This is a genomic window from Nocardia sp. NBC_00508 (assembly GCF_036346875.1).
In the GTDB taxonomy this organism is placed as follows: Bacteria; Actinomycetota; Actinomycetes; order Mycobacteriales; family Mycobacteriaceae; genus Nocardia.
In genome coordinates this window covers 7,624,381-7,640,525 of the sequence record NZ_CP107852.1, presented here as the reverse complement: position 1 = coordinate 7,640,525, position 16,145 = coordinate 7,624,381, and the positions used below count along the sequence as shown (strand labels likewise).

Genomic DNA, 16,145 nt, shown 5'->3' with positions numbered 1-16,145 from the left:
CATGGCGCAGGCACGGCACATCGGAAAACTGGTACTGACCGTGCCCCGGCCGATGGACCGGGACGGCACGGTGCTGATCACCGGCGGCACCGGAATGCTCGGCACACTGCTGGCCCGGCACATGGTGTCCGCACACGGTGCCCGGAATCTGCTGCTCATCAGCAGGCGAGGACCGGCGGCGGCAGACGCGCGGGCCGTCACCGCGGAGTTGGCGGCGCTGGGTGCCGAGGTCACCCTGGCCGCCTGCGACGTCGCCGACCGGGACGCCCTGGCCGCCGTCCTGGCGGAAATCCCGGACCGGCACCCGTTGACAGCCGTGATCCACGCGGCCGGAGTCCTCGACGACGCCGTCTTCGACGCGCTGACCCCGGCGAGGCTGGACGCGGTGCTGCGGCCGAAGGTGGACGCGGCGTGGCACCTGCACGAGCTCACCCTCGACGCCGATCCCGCCGCCTTCGTGCTGTTCTCCTCGATGGCGGGCGTGGTGGGTGCGCACGGTCAGGCGAACTACGCGGCCGCCAACGCCTTTCTCGACGCGCTGGCGCAGCATCGACGGCACCGGGGTCTGCCCGCGGTCTCGATGGCGTGGGGACAGTGGGACCAGGCGAGCGAGATGACCGGCCACCTCGACGATCGGGACCGGGCCCGGCTGAGCCGGGGCGGCATGGTCGCGCTGTCCGCCGACGAGGGCTTGCGGCTGTTCGATACGGCGCTGGCGAGTACGCGTGCGGTCGTGGTGCCCGCGCGGATCGACACCGCCGCCCTCGCTGCTCTCGACGATGTCCCCGCGCTGGTGCGCGCGCTGGTGCCGGTCCGGCGAGCGGCTCACGTGCCGCGGCCGACGGCGGGTGCCGTGTCCACCGGCGCCACCGCCGCCGAACGGGAACAGCGGATGCTGGCCGCGATCGTCGAACACGCCAGTGCCGTACTCGGTTCCGAACAGCGGTCGGTGCAGGTCGATCGCTCGTTCACCGAACTCGGGTTCGACTCGCTCAGCGCGGTGGAATTCCGCAACCGGCTCCAGCGGGCCACCGGCGTGCGGCTGCTGGTGACCGCGGTGTTCGACTACCCGACTCCGGCGGCCCTGGCCCGCCACCTGACGGCCGAGATCACGCCGCGGCCCGCGACACCTCCGCCGTCGAGCCCGGCGGTCCGGCCGGACCGCGACGATCCGATCGTCATCGTGGGCAGCGGTTGCCGGTATCCCGGCGGGGCGGACTCGGCCGAGGAACTGTGGGAGATCGTCGCCCAGGGGCGCGACGTGCTGAGCGGGTTCCCCGAAGACCGCGGATGGAACCTGGCCGATCTCTACCATCCGGATCCCGACCACACCGGTACGACCTACGCCCGCGCCGGTGGCTTCCTCGACGGCGTTTCCGAATTCGACGCCGACTTCTTCCGGATCAGCCCGCGCGAGGCGCTGGCGATGGATCCGCAGCAGCGGATGCTGCTCGAGGTGTCGTGGGAAGCGCTGGAGCGCGCCGGAATCGACCCGGCGTCACTGCGGGGCAGCGCGACCGGGGTGTACGCCGGGATCACCTACGCGGACTACGCGGCCCGGCTGCTGAACAACGCGCCGCCCGAAGCCGAGGCGTACCTGGGTGAGAGCTCCACACTCAGCCTGGGCTCCGGCCGGATCGCCTACTTCCTCGGTCTGGAAGGCCCCGCGTTGACGGTGGATACGGCCTGCTCGTCCTCGCTGGTCTCGCTGCACCTGGCCGCGCAGGCACTGCGGTCGGGAGAGTGTTCGATGGCGCTGGCCTGCGGCGCCACGATCATGGCCTCGCCGGGGGTGTTCATCGGGTTCTCGCGCAAGCGCGGACTCGCGCCGGACGGCCGGTGCAAGGCGTTCGCGGACGCGGCCGACGGCACCGGATTCTCCGAGGGCGTGGGTGTTGTCGTGCTGGAGCGTCTTTCGGACGCGGTGCGGCTGGGTCATCCCGTGCTGGCGGTGGTGGCGGGCTCCGCGGTCAATCAGGACGGTGCCAGCAACGGACTCACCGCACCGAACGGACCGGCCCAGCAGGCGGTCATCCGCGCGGCCCTGGCCGATGCGGGCTTGGCGCCGAACGAGATCGACGCGGTCGAGGCGCACGGTACCGGCACCACGCTCGGTGATCCGATCGAGGCGCAGGCCCTGCTGGCCGGCTACGGGCAGGATCGTCCGGTGGATCGGCCGTTGTGGCTGGGCTCGGTGAAGTCGAATATCGGCCACACCCAGGCTGCTTCCGGGCTGGCGGGCGTCATCAAGATGGTGGAGGCCCTGCGGCGCGGCGTGCTGCCCGCGACACTGCACGTGGACGAGCCGAGCCGCCACGTCGACTGGGCGGCCGGCGCGGTGAACCTGCTCACCGAGGCCAGGGAGTGGCCGGCCGCCGATCGTCCCCGGCGGGCCGGGGTGTCGTCCTTCGGGCTCAGCGGTACCAACGCGCACGTGATCCTGGAGCAGGCACCGTCCGGCCCCGCCGCGCGCTATGCCGGAGCGGAGCCGCCGCGGGTCACACCGTGAGCGGCGAGGGCCTTGCGGTCGACCTTCCCGTTTGGATTGAGTGGAAACGCCCGTACTTCCACGAATTCGGCGGGGACCATGGCCTGCGGCAGCACGGCGAGCAGCTCCTTGCGCAGTCGAGGGGTGTCGAGTGTGCCGGTCGTCGGGATCACGAAGGCGACCAGCCGCAGCTCGTCGGCACCGTTCGCCACCGCGACGACGGCCGCGTCGTGGACCGCACCGTTGCGCCGCACGGCCTGGTCGACCTCGCCCAGATCGATCCGGTGACCGCGGATCTTCACCTGCGAGTCCATCCGGCCGACCAGGACGAGCTCGCCGCCGGGCGTCACATGGCCCCGGTCGCCGGTGCGGTACACGGGAATCGCCATCCCGTCCCGCTCGATCTCCGTGAACCGGGCCGAGCCCTCTTCCGACGGGTTGACATAGCCCGCGCCGACACTCACCCCGGAGATACAGATCTCCCCGACCTCGCCGGGCCCCACCTCGTCCAGCTGCTCGTCGAGCAGATGGATCGTGGTGTTGTACACCGGCTTTCCGGCCGGTGTCACGCCCGCGGCGGCGTAGCTTGGATAGTCGGTCATCGGGTGCGAGGTGGCGACGTCGGTGCACTCCGCGACGCCGTACTGGTGCAACAGGACACAGGTGTTCCCGGGCCGCGTCGCCCACGTCGAGACCCGCGTGGCGGACAGCGCTTCGCCACCGATGAACACGTACCGCGACTCCGACAGCGCCGTGCCACCGCGTTTCATCTCCCGATCGACCAGCAGGTAGAGCGTGCTCGGGGCACAGTGCAGTGTCCGCACCGCACGCTCACCGAGCAGGCGATAGGCCAGCGACAGGTCGAAGCTGCGGCTGCCGAGCAGATGCACGGCGGCGCCCGAGAACAGGGGCGTCATGATGCTGCGCTGCGTGATGTCGAACCCGAACGAACTCACCACCAGGCTCGACGAGAACTGATCCAGACCGTATTCGAGGACGAGCCAGTTCAGCAGGTTGTACCAGCCGCGATGACGCACCGCGGTCGCCTTCGGAGTCCCGGTCGAGCCCGAGGTGAACACCACGTAGCACAGGTCATCCGGTGTCACCGCCGACCGCGGATTACTCACCGGCGCATCGCGAATCGCCTGATCGCGGTCCTCGTCGGAGATCAGGATCGTCTCGGGGCGGTCGGAACCGAGCATCGCCGCGGTCTCGGCCGAGGCGATGACCAGGGCCGTGTCGGGCAGTTGCGCCAGCATCAGCCGCAACCGTTCGGGCGGGTAGGAGGTGTCGAGCGGCACATAGGCGGCACCGGCCTTGAGCACCCCGAGGATCGCCTCGATCAGGCACGGGGTCCGGTCCAGGCAGAGGCCGACCAGGGAACCGGGCCCGATCGACCTCGACCGCAGATGATGCGCGAGCTGATTCGCCCGGGCGTTGAGTTCCCCGTAGGACCGGACCACCGGACCGCACGTCACCGCGACTCGCTCGGCGGCGGCAGCGGCGTGGCGTTCGAATTCGAGGTGGACGAGTGGGCGTTCGGCGAGCGCGACGGTATGTCCGGACAGAGTCATACAGGGTGTCCTCGATGGTGGTGGCGATGCGATCAGTGAACCGGCTCCGCGGAGACTCCGCTGCGAACCTTGTTCACCGCGCTGATGACGGCGCGCACTTCCGCGTCCGTCGCCGAATCGTCCAGCCCGACTCCGAAGGACGGCACCTGGTCGACGATCAGTTCGCAGTAGACGGCGTTGCCGTGCGGGTGGCTCCGCCCCGCGGGCGCTTGACGGGTCACATCGACAAGGTCGATGTCGTGCCCCGCGCGGCGCATTCCGTCGACGAGAGCGGAGCTCGGATCCGCACCGGAACCCTGGAATTCGACCCGGCGGCCGTCCTCGGTCGCCGTGACCGTGACCGTGACCCCGGAGCCGCTCTGCTCCTCGCCGCACTGCTCGAACAGCAGGGGTGTTTCCACGTCGACGTATTCCGCGCGGAACACGTTCCAGAGCCGACCCGGGTCCAGCTCGGTTCCGCTGGCGTCCACCAGCAGCTGCACGGTGTCGGCGAAATGGCGGCGCAGAGCCTTGGGCAGGCGGAGACCGTGCCGGGTCTCGAGAACGTGGGCGATGCCGCCCTTGCCGGACTGGCTGTTGAGCCGGACGATCGACTCGTAACTGCGCCCCACATCGCCCGGGTCGATCGGCAGGTAGGGAACCTTCCAGGCCAGGGAGCGCACGTCGCGGTCGGTCTCGGCGGCGCGCTGTCGCAGGGCCGCCATGCCCTTGGCGATCGCATCCTGATGGGTGCCGGAGAAGGCTGTGTAGACGAGTTCGCCGACGTAGGGGTGGCGCGGGTGCACGGGCATCCGGTTGCAGTACTCGACCGTCGCCCGGATGTCGTCGATGTTCGAGAAGTCGAGTTCCGGATCGATTCCGCGGCTGAACAGATTGAGCGCCAAGGTGGCCAGGCAGACATTGCCGGTCCGCTCACCGTTACCGAACAGCGTGCCCTCGACCCGGTCGGCACCGCTGAGCAACGCGAGTTCCGCCGACGCGACGGCGGTCCCGCGGTCGTTGTGCGGATGCACCGACAGGATGATCGATGCGCGATCCTCGAGATTCCGGTCCATCCATTCGACCTGGTCGGCGAACACGTTCGGGGTATCGGTCTCGACTGTCGTGGGGAGGTTCAGGATCAGCGGCCGATCGGGTCGCGCGCCGCAGATGGCCGCCACCGAGTGGGTGATCTCCAGCGCGAACTCCGGCTCGGTGATGTTGAACGTCTCCGGGGAGTACTCGAACATGAGCCGTGCCGGATCGAACGCGTCGGCACAGCGCATCATGTGCCGGGCGGCGCTGTCGGCCATCCGGCGGACGTCGCTCATCGACATGTCGAACACGACCTCACGCCAGAGGCACGCCGTCGCGTGGCACAGGTGCACGACCGCGCGGTCCGCGCCACGCACAGCGTCGAACGTCCGATCGATCAGTTCCGGCCTGGCCGGAGTGAATACGCCTATCGTCACATCGTCGGGAATCCGGTCTCCGTCGATGAGGCTGCGGACGAAATCGAAATCCGCCTGGCTCGCCGACGGATAGCCAACCTCGATGTCCTTGAATCCGATACGGACGAGAAGATCGAACATCTTCCCTTTACGGTGCAGATCCATCGGATGCGCCAAGGCCTGATTGCCGTCGCGCAAGTCCACCGAACTCCACCGCGGCGCATTGTCTATCGTTCGGGTCGGCCACAATCGGCCCGCCGGCGCATCCGTCAATTGTGTCGGGAGCGCCGGGCGAACATATCTGCCGAACGGCATCGGCGAGTTCACCTGCCGATTGCGGAACGGCCGAGTTGTCGGCGCGGGCCGAGGAGGTGGCATGTCACCACTGGTTGTTGTCATGTGCACCCCCGTCGCATGTCGGTTCAGCATTGCACAGGTTGTCAAGTGCTGCAAGGCAATCGGCGGCAGATGACGACTTCTGGAACATTCGACAAACCCTGGCGCCCGGGGGAACGGGCGCGCTAGTATTCGGTTGACCGGGGGCCACGGGCTCGATCCGACTACACGATCGCCTGTTACTCGCACGAATGTGCACCGCGAGGGGGAAGTGTCATGGAATTCGTGTTCGAGCGCTATTGACGCTGCGCCTCTCGGCAAATATAGACAAATCCGGAAGCCGCTGCTGTATATCGCCGAGCGGCTTACCGAAATGGCATGGGTTCAGATGGGAGACTGCCATGGGAGAAAAGTCCGAACTCACTGTCGGGTCCACAGTGTGGGAAAATATCGCGTGGCCGGGAATCGTTCACCTCGCCACGCAACTCAGCGGTGGGCCGACCGAGCTCAACGACACGCTGCGAGTACCGCGCGAACTCGGTCTTCGATCGGATACCGAAGAACAGCAGGGTGACCTGTTCCAGCGCGCGCTCATCGTCGACGTATTGACCGAGTGCGCCGACCTTCTCGGCGACCAGGCGAAACCGCTGATCGACGGCGAACTCGACTATCTGCTGAATCGTCGACGCGGTGACGGGCGCGGCTGGAACTACTTCCCCGACCTGCCGGAATTCCCGCCGGACGCCGACACGCTGTCCTGCATCACCATCGCCCTGTCGCAGGCCGGCCAGCGCGCCGATGTCGAGAAGTATTGCGTCCCTGCCCTGGAATTCGCGCTGGACAACTGTGTCGGGCCGAACGGTCTGGTCCGCACCTGGTTGGTGCCCGACTTCGAACGGAAGGCCGACGGTCGCCTTCCCGAACCGTGGACGAATTGCCTGTGGGAGGACTCCGGTGACGCCGATGTGTTCCCCAGCCTGCTGTTCGCCCTGCACCTGAGCGATCCGGAGCGGTTCGCCGGACCGATAGCGCGCGGAATCGACCACCTCGAACAGGTCCAGCGGCCCGACGGAGGCTGGGCGAGCCCGTTCTACTGCGGCCGGTTCTTCGCCATCTACGTGGGCCTGCGGCTGCTGTCGGCGGTGCGGCCGGATTCGCCGGCAGTGCTGTCGGCGGTGAATCTGTTGCGAAGCACCCAGCATCCGGATGGTGGCTGGGGCCGCCGCTCCTCGGGGAGCGAGCCGCTGAGCACGGCGCTGGCGTTGCTGGCCCTGGCCACCGTCCCCGACCTGCTGAACAGCGAAGATCTCGAGCGGTCCGCCCGGGCGGCCGACTACCTCGCCGGTTCTCGCGGAGCGGATCGGCTGTGGCCGGCCGGTTCGCTGTACTGGATCCTGGACGAGGTCGGTAAACCGCCGACCATGACTCCCTTCGCGAGTTCCACCTTGACCGCGGCGTTCGTGGTGAAGGCGAGCTCGGCGTGGCGCCGGATCGACTCCCGCCCCTCTGCGTGATCGGTGTGGGCACCCACCTGACCGCGCACTGGGAAACATGGCGGCCCTACACGCTGGCTTATCCGGTGATGCTCGCGCTGGCCGGGGTCGGTTCGACGGGTTCTGACGATGTCGGCTGGAATGTCGTGATGTCGTGCGTCGGGCTGTCCGCCGGCTGGCTCGGCGCGCACTATCTCGGGGATCTGCTCGATCGCGACCTCGATGCGATCGCTAAGCCGCACCGACCGATACCCTCCGGACGGCTGACACCCACCGCGGCCGCGGTATCCGCGATGGTGTGTTTCGGTCTGCTCGTCGGGATCGGTATCGCGATCGATTGGCGTACGATTCCGGTCTCCGCGGCGATCATCGTGGGAATCGCGGGCTACAGCGCGAGATTCAAGGCGCGGGGATTCTCGGGTAACGCTGTGCGCGGCTCACTGGGAGCTTTCGGATTGCTCTACGGTGCGATGGCCGTGTCCTCCTGGGCGACATGGACTCTGCTGGTGTCGGCGTTCGTATTCTGCTGCCACGACATCAGTTCCAACCTCGTCGGCACCCTGCGCGACGCGGAGGGCGATCGAGCGGGCGGTTACGATACCGTCGCCGCGGTGCGCGGGACGACATTCACTGTCGCGCTTGCCCGTTCCCTGTACGCCGCGGCGATTGTCGCGGCGGCGGCCGTACCGTGGTTGCTGGCGAAGAACAACGGCGCGTACGTCGTGTCGCTGGTCGTTTCCGCGGTGCTCGGCTGGTACGCCTTCCGCCTGCTGAGTCGTTCCGATCGCCCGCAGCGAATTCAGGCATTGCGAGCGCACGCGATTCTCAATATCGAGCGGCTCGTGCTGACCGCGGGCTTCGCGACCTATGCGGTCGATCTGGGCGCGGTGGTGCCGGTACTGCTCGTTTCGATTCTGTCCGCTGTGGTCCTGCATCGCCTCATGCGGGAAAAGCACGAATTCGGCGCGAAGCACCCGGCGCGGGCGAAGACCTCTACCGGTCCGGGCTGACGATCAGCGCGGCCACCGCCCGGTCGGCGATCCGGCCGGCGCGCTCCGCCGACATCAGACCTTCGATGAACGTGAAATTCCAGTACAGGTCTCCACCACTGATCGTTACGACCGAACGCAGGCAGCTGAGACACGAGATTCCGGCGGCCGCCTGCACGCCGGAGACCGCCCACTCGCCGATTCGGCCGGGCATGTTCAACCGTCCGAAATTCGAGATGGCGATGCCCCGCGACGTCTTGTGGTCGATGAGGTCGATGAGCGGCCCGCTGGATTCGATCGACGGCGGAGCCATGAACGACAGGGCGGCGAAAGCCGACAGATGCTGCCCGAACCTCGAGCGTCTGGCCAGATCGCGATCGAATTTCCGCGCCGCGGTCCAGAAATCGGTCGCGGGATCGGCGGCGACGTGCGATACCACTCCGCTCGCGTACGAACCGAGTTCCTGGTTGTCGACGCGTGGCACCAATTCGTGCCGCAGACTGATCGCCGAGATGACGGATACCCTGCCGACTCCGGCGGGGTCGATCTCGGTTCCCACCCCCCGCGCCGTGGCGGCGGTCAGGGCACCGTGCAGGGTGACGCCTTCGCGCCGGCAGCGCGCGAGCAGGACGTCGAGGTCCGCGGCCGGCAGTATCCGCCGGATGAACCGCGTGCGGCGCTGCCGCGGCGGCACGGTAGCCTCGGGTTCGAGCGACCGCGGTTTGCTCAGCGTGTTGATCGCCCGATCCACGCGCGAGACGACCTTCGCCCGGGCGATGCTCCGTAGCCGGCGTGGCAGCAGGTCTTCCGGAACCGGAAGGGGATTTCGCGACCGCACAGTCGTTTTCGTCGAAGCGCCGTCCCCGGTCGACTGCGCGGCGTGTTCGAGTAGGCGCCGCAACAACGACGTCATGCCCATGCCGTCGGTGATGAGATGCGCCGTCGTCAGAATCAGGTCGTGCGACTCGTCGGGCGTGCCCGCGCCCCGGACGATGTCGACGATCCGGGCCAGCGGGCCGGTTCGCCAGTCGATGCGCTCGTGCAGCTCCACCGTGTCGACCTCGATGTCGGCTGCCTGCGTGTCCTCGGCCGCCACGTGAACGGTCCGGATCGGGATGCGCGGCTCGGCCGTCGGTACGAACCGCGGATTCGTGCCGTCGGGGTCGGTCGCGACGTGGACTCTCAGCAGCGGATGTTCCGCGACCACCGCCTCGGCGGCCAGGACGAGTTGCCGGTGTTCCATCCGGCCGCGCAGATGTACCCAGACGATCGCGTTCATCGGGGAGATCTGGTCGATGATCCAGAGCCATCGCTCCGACGGCCCCAGCGGTCGCCTCATCTGCGGAGTATCGGACGTGCGCGTACCCGCGGTGCCCTCCTGGGTTTCCATGAATACTCCCCCTCACAGCTCGCTGTACAAAGATTCGAGACGCTTCCCGTACTGTTCCTTCAGGGCCGGGCGCAGCAGCTTTCCCGAACTCGACAGCAGTCCGTTCGTTCGGGTGAAATCCTGCGGCTCGACGAGGAAATCCCGAGGGATTTCATAGAAAGCGAGCGCGTTGTCCGCGGCTACCCGCCGGAGTGCGGCAGAGATCTCGTTCTTGCAGTTCCCGGGCTCGACGAAATCCCGATTCGGCACGACCACCGCCAGCAGGAACGGCTGTGCGCTGTTGCCGTAGATGTAGATCTGGCGCAATTCGGGCGCGCCGGAGTAGATTGCCTCCAGCTTGGACACCGACACGAAACCCACGGCCGCGAGTTTGAGAATATTCGACGCTCGATCGATGTAGGTGAGGCGGCCGGGTGACACCTCGGCCATGATATCGCCCGTCTTGTAGAAGCCGTCGGCGTCGAAGACCTCGGCGGTGTCCTCCGGGCGCCGGTAGTAGCCGCTGAAAGCGCAGACGGACTTGATGTACAGTTCGCCGCGCGGGTGTGGTCGGTCTGCCGTCGTGTAGCCGCTGTCCAGCACGTCGACGAGCTTGTAGTCGACCACCGCGGGCAGTATCCGGCCGTTCTCCGTGACCGTGGTCCCGGCTTCCGTCGAACCGTAACCGTCGACGACCTGGATGCCCAGGCATTCCTGCACGAAATCCCGGATCGTCGCCGAAAGCGGCGCGCCCCCACAGCATGCGGTGACCACGCGTCCCCCGAGCACATCGACCCGGATCGTTCGCATCGCGGACTCGGTCGCGGCCGCCTGCTCGATTCCGAGCTCGCGGAGCCGGCTCTGCTCGTTCTGGAACAGCCGGAAGATTTCGCCGCACAGCTTGGGGACCATCACCAATTCGGTCGGCCGCACGAGTGCGAGATCTTCGAGAAACGTGGAATTGTCGCTCCCGGCGGTGAAATACCCGGTGCCGCCGTTGGACAGGGTCGATGCCAGCCATTGCCGCCCGCCGAGGAAGCTCAGTGGCAGATTCTGCAGATGCAGGGCGGGGACGGACGGGTCGGGGCGGCCGACGGATCGTCGCCAGTAGTGCTTGATCCAGCTCGTCGGGAACATCGCGCCCTTCGGCGTACCGGTGCTTCCGGAGGTGTAGATGATCGTGGCCAGGGTGTCTTCGCCGTCGGGCACATACACCGGCGGGGGTGGCGCGTGGTCGTTCCCGGCGGCGATCTCGTCCGGTAGCGAGGTCAGCGTCAGTTCCGGTCGCACCGCGCCGAGGCGGGTTCGAGCACGTGCGAGCGCGGCCCGATGACCGTCGTCCTCCGGGACGTAGTCGAAAACGACGACACGCTCCACCGTCGAATTCCCGGCGAGTGCCTCTATTGCCACCGGCAGCGATTCGACGCTGACCGCGAGCACTCTGGGTGCGGTTTCGCGAAGGATCGGCACGATCTGATGAGCGTCGAACGTATTGTGCAGCGGCACCGTGACAAATCCGGAGAGCGTGCACGCCAGGTCGACGACAGCATAGTCGGCACTGGTGAATCCGAGCGTGGCGACGAAATCACCGGCGCGCAATCCGCCACCGGACGGAGCGGACCAGCGGGCTCGCAGACAGTTGATCGAAGAATGGAATTGCCGATAGGTGATGACGTCGAAAGAGCCGGATCTTCGGTGCCCCAAGGCGGGACGGTCCGCGTAACCGCGAAGGTAGGTCTCGATCATCTGCGCGGCACTCAGATCCGGATCACCGGCGGCCGCCCTCACCTCTGCCGACGGTGCGGACGAGGCGAACTGTTCGTCGGTGTTCCGAAGGGTCTCGGCGAGGCCGTAATTCACCTGCGGGTAGGGGTGGAGCGAAGTCAGATGATCACTGATCGATTCGACGGTTGCCCGCCGGAACAATTCGTCCATCGGTACCTCTATATCGAAATGATCGATGAACGCTTCCTGGATCCTGGCCATGGTCAGCGAATCACCGCCGAGAACGAAGAAGTCGTCCTCGTCGGAGAAATCGGTGAACCCCAGCTCGCGAGCCCAGATACCGCGTACGGCCTCTGTAATCAACGGCATTTCCTTATGACCGAGGAGCAAGGTGTGTCCCAGCGCCATGGTGTGTCCTCGGGGTCGGAGTTGTCAACAGTTCCAGCGGTCGGCCGAGCGGTCGTGTGCCCGAACCGGCCCCGACCTGGCGCGACGATGGTCATCCCGGTGAACCGTTGATGAAAGTCGTTCCGGGGCGCTAGCATTCGGTTGTCGGGGGCGATGCCGAGGGGGGATTCTCATGGAAACCTGGCTCAGGAGCTATTCCGCGCCGCACGGCGCACCGACCGAGCGCCTGATCTGTTTTCCACACGCGGGCGGTACCGCGCACGCTTTCAGGGGCTGGCCGCAGCGCATGCCCGCCGGCGTCGAGACGGTCGTGGTTCAGTATCCGGGCCGACAGGATCGCCTCTCCGAGCGATGTCTCGAGGACATCGACGCGATGGCCGACGCGCTGGTCTCCGAGCTCGCCGACCTGACCGACCTGCCGATGTCGATGTTCGGGCACAGCATGGGATCCGCGGTCGCCTACGAGGTCGCTCTGCGGCTCGAGCGCGATCTCGGATTCCTCGTCGACACGGTCTTCGTGTCGGGGCGGACCGCACCGCATCGGCGCCACGGCGAAGACGACCATCGCCTCGGCGACGAGGATCTCGTCGCCGCGATGCGGCGGCTCGGCGGTGGCGACGACGATGTGTACCGCAACCCGAAACTGTGGCCTCTCATCCTCCCGCCACTACGCTCGGATCTGCGGCTGCTCGATGCCTATCGTCCGGTCACGCTGACGTCGCTACAGGCCGGCTTCGTCGCCTTCGGCGGACAAGCGGATCAGACCTGCCCCGTGGCCGATCTGCACGCGTGGACCGCGGCCACCACCGGGGATCTCGAGATCCGGACCTTCCCCGGCGGCCATCACTACCTCGTCGCGGCGGAGGCCGAGGTTGTCGCCGCTGTCGTCAGCCGTCTCGCGACCCGGCCGCCACTCACCGCGACGGAGCAGGACGTGGTCGACATCTGGGCAGAGCACCTCGGAATCTCCGGTATCGGCGTGGACGACGACTTCTTCAGCCTGGGCGGACACTCGCTCGTCGGCATGAAGATCCTCGACGACATCGACCGCCGCCACCACGTCGAGATCTCGCCCGTCGAGTTCTACCTGCGGCCCACGCCGGCGGCGCTCGCCGCGCGGATCCGTCAGTCGATCGGCACACCGTGATGCCCGCCGGAGTCATCGGCACCGCTGCCGACCTCGCCGCGGTCGACCTTCTCGACGCCGGCTTTCACACCGGTGACCCGCACGCCGTCTGGACGTACATGCGAGAGCACGCCCGGCTGCACCGGCAGGAGTATGCCCCGGGGCGAATGTTCTGCTCCGTCACACGATATGACGACGTGTGCCGGGTCCTCGGCGACCACGACGCGTTCACCTCCGAACGCGGCACCGTCATCACGCAACTCGGGCACGACGACATCGCCTCCGGCCTGCTCATGACCTCCTGCGACCCGCCCCGCCACACCGAAGTGCGCCGACCGCTCGGCAAGCGGCTGAGCGCGGGGGCGGTACACGCGATGGAATCCGGGATCCGCCACGCCGTCGACCGGGTCTTCGCCGACGTGCCCCACGATCAACCGTGGGATCTCGCCGAGCGCGCGCTGCGCCTGCCGATGGTGGTCGCGGGCCGCCTGCTCGGCGTACCGGAGTCGGACTGGGACAACCTGATCCGGTGGGCCGCGATGGCCGCCGCGCCCGAGGACCCGGATTTCGCGATCGGTGCCCGGACCGCGACGCTGACCGTCGCGCACCACCAGATCTTCTCCTACTTCACCGAGCTCATCCGTAGTCGCCGCGCGAGTATCGGCCACGACGATCTCCTCGGCCACCTCCTCTCGATACAGGCCGGTGCCCAGCCGCTGTCGGACATCGAGGCCATGTACAACAGCTACAGCCTGCTGCTGGGCGCCAATGCCACGACACCGCACACCGTGTCCGGCGCGGTGCTCGCGCTCGCGCGGAACCCCGGCGCATGGCGATCGGCCCGCGACGACGAGGCGCGCGTCCCCGGCCTGGTCGAGGAGGCGCTCCGTTGGACGTCCGCGGCGAGCAACTTCATGCGCTACGCGACCCGGCCGACGCGCCTGAGCGGCGGGATCGTCGAGACCGGGGAGCCGGTCGTGGCCTGGATCGGGTCCGCCAACCGCGACGAGGCGGTGTTCCCGGACCCGCACACCTTCGACATCACCCGGCACCCGAACCGGCACATCGCGTTCGGATACGGCCCGCACTACTGCGTCGGCGCACCGCTGGCCCGGCTGACCTTTCGCGTCGTGTGCGAACAGTTCCTGCGCCGGTTCGAGTCCGTCGAGATCATCGGCGAACCGCAACGGCTGCGGTCCTCCTTCATCAACGGCACAACACACCTGCGGGTCCGGACTACGGGGAGGGAGCAAGCGTGACTCGTTCGACCACGACTGTCACCGGCGGGACGCGCTGGTTGCTGCGCCCGCCGGATCCGGAGGCGACGGCACGACTGTTCTGCCTGCCGTATTCGGGGGTCGGCGCGTCGATGTTCGCGCAGTGGCCGCGGCGGATCGGAGGTACCGAGATCTGCCCGATCCAGCTGCCCGGCAGGGAGAACCGGATCGGTGAGCGGCACTTCGGTTCTTACGAGCAGCTCGCGGTAGACCTCACCGAGGCGCTGAAGCCTTGGCTGACAGTGCCTTTCGCTGTCTTCGGTCATTGCTCCGGCGCGCTGCCCGCATTCGAGACCGTGGTCAGGATCGAGGAACTCGGCCTTCCGTCACCGGAAATGCTGTTCGTCTCCGGCCAGGTCGCCCCCCATGATTGCCCGTTCGACCGCCTGCTCGACCTGGACGAGGACGGGCTCCGCGCCGAACTGTCGGAGGTGATCCGCAGCCGCGGCGCGGTGGCTCGTCCGGCGCTGGTGGAGGCCGCACTGACGGTATTGCGCGACGACCTCGCGGCAACTCGCCGATACCACCGGTCCCCGCCGGTCCGCCTCGGGTGCGGGATAACGGCCATACATTGGGACCGCGATGTCGAGATCGAGCGTCCGCAACTCGACGGATGGCTGCGGTACAGCGACACCTGCCGGATAGTCGAACTGTCCGGCGGTCACTATGACGTCCTGAACGCGCCGGACCCGCTGCTGCGGGCGATATCAGCCTGGGGAAAGGACTAGTGGCAGGTTCGTCAGCCCGCGGACGAGGAGGCTTCTCCGCCATGACAGGGTCGCGCCGGCGGCGAGTCGAATATCGGGATACCGGTCCAGCAGAAAGGTGATCGCGATGACCGCCTCCAGGCGCGCCAATTGTGCACCGACACATTTGTGCATCCCGTACCCGAAGGCGATGTGATTGTTCTGCGCACGATCCATATCGAAGCGCTGGGGGTCCGGGAATCGCTGTGGGTCACGGTCGGCGGCGGCCATCGACACCATGACGAGTTCCCCAGCGGGGATCTCGGTGCCGCCCAAGTCGGTAGGGACTGTCGTATACCGGAAGGTGGCTTCACAGGCCGACGATTCATAGCGCAGAACTTCTTCGACGAAATCCGGTATGCGACCCGGGTCGGCACACAGTGACCGATGGACTTCGGCATCGGCGAGCAAGATCGCGATGGCGTTGCCGATGAGATGCGCTGTGGTCTCGAACCCGGCGACGAGGAGCATGAACACCATACTGACCAGTTCCCGATCGGTCAGCCGGTCGTCGTCTTTTCTGGCCGCGACGAGTTCGGACAGCAGATCGGTGCCCGGGGCCGAGATCTTCGTCTCGATCAGCTGTCGGATATAGGCGACGAACTCCTGCATGATCGCGAATTTGTCGCCCGTGGAATGCTCGCCGGAGAAGATGACTGTCGTCCACGTGCGGAATTTGTCGCGATCGCCACGCGGCACTCCGAGCAGCGACGAAATAACCATTGTCGGTAGCGGAATCGCGTAGGAATCCAGCAGGTCGTGGATCTCGCGCGGATCGGCGGCCATGTCGGCGAGGAGGGAATCGGCGATCTTCTCGACGCTCGGGGCCAGGTTCCGGACAGCCGGTCCGGCGAACGCGCCGGTCAGGAGATTGCGCAGCCGCGTGTGTTGCGGCGGATCGTAGAAGACCATCATGTCACTGAACAAGCCGCTCTTGACCCGCTGGTCGCCGCCGTGATCGGTGAGCGCCGCCCGGGCGCCCGGCGACTGGATCACCTTGCTGACGGTGGTGTCGGCGAACGCCGCCTTCGCGGCCTCGTAGCCGGTGACCAGCCATCCGGTGCGGCCGTCGGGAAACCTGACGTAGTGGACCGGCCCCAGGTCGCGCAGCCTGTCGTAGGCGGCATGCGGATTCCGGTAGTACTCGTCGCCCAGTTCGATAGGTGACCGATCGTGCTTCATCC

Annotated in this window: 10 protein-coding genes and 1 pseudogene; 6 read left to right on the top strand and 5 right to left on the bottom strand. The window is 67.3% G+C overall.

Features of this window, described 5'->3' with window-relative positions; genetic code table 11:
* Position 1: 1 nt before the first annotated feature.
* Positions 2–2,491 (top strand): annotated as a pseudogene (locus tag OHA40_RS34860) (type I polyketide synthase); the annotation flags it as partial.
* Here the strand turns inward: OHA40_RS34860 and OHA40_RS34355 are convergent.
* Together OHA40_RS34355 and OHA40_RS34350 are read right to left on the bottom strand one after the other, a co-directional pair.
* Complete coding sequence (locus tag OHA40_RS34355) at positions 2,473–4,062, bottom strand: amino acid adenylation domain-containing protein (RefSeq protein ID WP_330230961.1); 1,590 nt, start codon at positions 4,060–4,062, stop codon at positions 2,473–2,475. The pseudogene OHA40_RS34860 and the gene OHA40_RS34355 sit on opposite strands and share 19 nt — an antisense overlap.
* 32 nt (positions 4,063–4,094) lie before the next feature.
* Complete coding sequence (locus OHA40_RS34350; RefSeq protein ID WP_330230960.1) at positions 4,095–5,891, bottom strand: 2-isopropylmalate synthase; 1,797 nt, start codon at positions 5,889–5,891, stop codon at positions 4,095–4,097.
* A 338-nt stretch (positions 5,892–6,229) separates the two neighbouring features.
* Between OHA40_RS34350 and OHA40_RS34345 the strand changes: the two genes are divergently transcribed.
* On the top strand, positions 6,230–7,342 hold the full coding sequence (locus OHA40_RS34345; RefSeq protein WP_330230959.1) for a prenyltransferase/squalene oxidase repeat-containing protein: 1,113 nt from the start codon (positions 6,230–6,232) through the stop codon (positions 7,340–7,342).
* On the top strand, positions 7,309–8,331 hold the full coding sequence (locus OHA40_RS34340; protein ID WP_330230958.1) for a UbiA family prenyltransferase: 1,023 nt from the start codon (positions 7,309–7,311) through the stop codon (positions 8,329–8,331). Before OHA40_RS34345 ends, OHA40_RS34340 begins: the two co-directional genes overlap by 34 nt.
* On the opposite strand, the gene OHA40_RS34335 is transcribed toward OHA40_RS34340, so the two are convergent.
* Together OHA40_RS34335 and OHA40_RS34330 are read right to left on the bottom strand one after the other, a co-directional pair.
* Positions 8,315–9,700 carry a hypothetical protein gene (locus OHA40_RS34335; RefSeq protein ID WP_330230957.1) on the bottom strand — a complete coding sequence of 462 codons (1,386 nt, stop codon included), beginning with the start codon at positions 9,698–9,700 and terminating at the stop codon, positions 8,315–8,317. The genes OHA40_RS34340 and OHA40_RS34335 overlap by 17 nt on opposite strands.
* Positions 9,701–9,712: 12 nt before the next feature.
* The gene (locus tag OHA40_RS34330; protein WP_330230956.1) at positions 9,713–11,767 is read right to left on the bottom strand and encodes an AMP-binding protein; all 2,055 of its coding nucleotides are present in this window, start codon (positions 11,765–11,767) and stop codon (positions 9,713–9,715) included.
* Between the two features lie 217 nt (positions 11,768–11,984).
* Here OHA40_RS34330 and OHA40_RS34325 point away from each other — a divergent pair, with 217 nt between their 5' ends.
* Genes OHA40_RS34325 through OHA40_RS34315 form a run of 3 tightly spaced genes read left to right on the top strand, consistent with a single transcriptional unit; the run spans position 11,985 to position 14,943 of the window.
* Entirely contained in the window at positions 11,985–12,959 is a 975-nt protein-coding gene (locus OHA40_RS34325) for a thioesterase II family protein (RefSeq protein WP_330230955.1), read from the top strand.
* Positions 12,959–14,197 carry a cytochrome P450 gene (locus OHA40_RS34320; protein ID WP_330230954.1) on the top strand — a complete coding sequence of 413 codons (1,239 nt, stop codon included), beginning with the start codon at positions 12,959–12,961 and terminating at the stop codon, positions 14,195–14,197. Before OHA40_RS34325 ends, OHA40_RS34320 begins: the two co-directional genes overlap by 1 nt.
* Positions 14,194–14,943, top strand: coding sequence for a thioesterase II family protein (locus OHA40_RS34315; protein WP_330230953.1), 750 nt, complete (start codon positions 14,194–14,196; stop codon positions 14,941–14,943). Before OHA40_RS34320 ends, OHA40_RS34315 begins: the two co-directional genes overlap by 4 nt.
* Here OHA40_RS34315 and OHA40_RS34310 read toward each other — a convergent pair.
* Positions 14,923–16,143, bottom strand: a complete 1,221-nt coding sequence (locus OHA40_RS34310; RefSeq protein WP_330230952.1) for a cytochrome P450 family protein — start codon at positions 16,141–16,143, stop codon at positions 14,923–14,925. The genes OHA40_RS34315 and OHA40_RS34310 overlap by 21 nt on opposite strands.
* Positions 16,144–16,145 lie beyond the last annotated feature (2 nt).

Coding starts and splice junctions, on each gene's coding strand:
- OHA40_RS34355 (WP_330230961.1), bottom strand. CDS start 4,062: ATGACTCTGTCCGGACATACCGTCGCGCTCGCCGAACGCCCACTCGTC.
- OHA40_RS34350 (WP_330230960.1), bottom strand. CDS start 5,891: ATGACAACAACCAGTGGTGACATGCCACCTCCTCGGCCCGCGCCGACA.
- OHA40_RS34345 (WP_330230959.1), top strand. CDS start 6,230: ATGGGAGAAAAGTCCGAACTCACTGTCGGGTCCACAGTGTGGGAAAAT.
- OHA40_RS34335 (WP_330230957.1), bottom strand. CDS start 9,700: ATGGAAACCCAGGAGGGCACCGCGGGTACGCGCACGTCCGATACTCCG.
- OHA40_RS34325 (WP_330230955.1), top strand. CDS start 11,985: ATGGAAACCTGGCTCAGGAGCTATTCCGCGCCGCACGGCGCACCGACC.
- OHA40_RS34320 (WP_330230954.1), top strand. CDS start 12,959: ATGCCCGCCGGAGTCATCGGCACCGCTGCCGACCTCGCCGCGGTCGAC.
- OHA40_RS34310 (WP_330230952.1), bottom strand. CDS start 16,143: ATGAAGCACGATCGGTCACCTATCGAACTGGGCGACGAGTACTACCGG.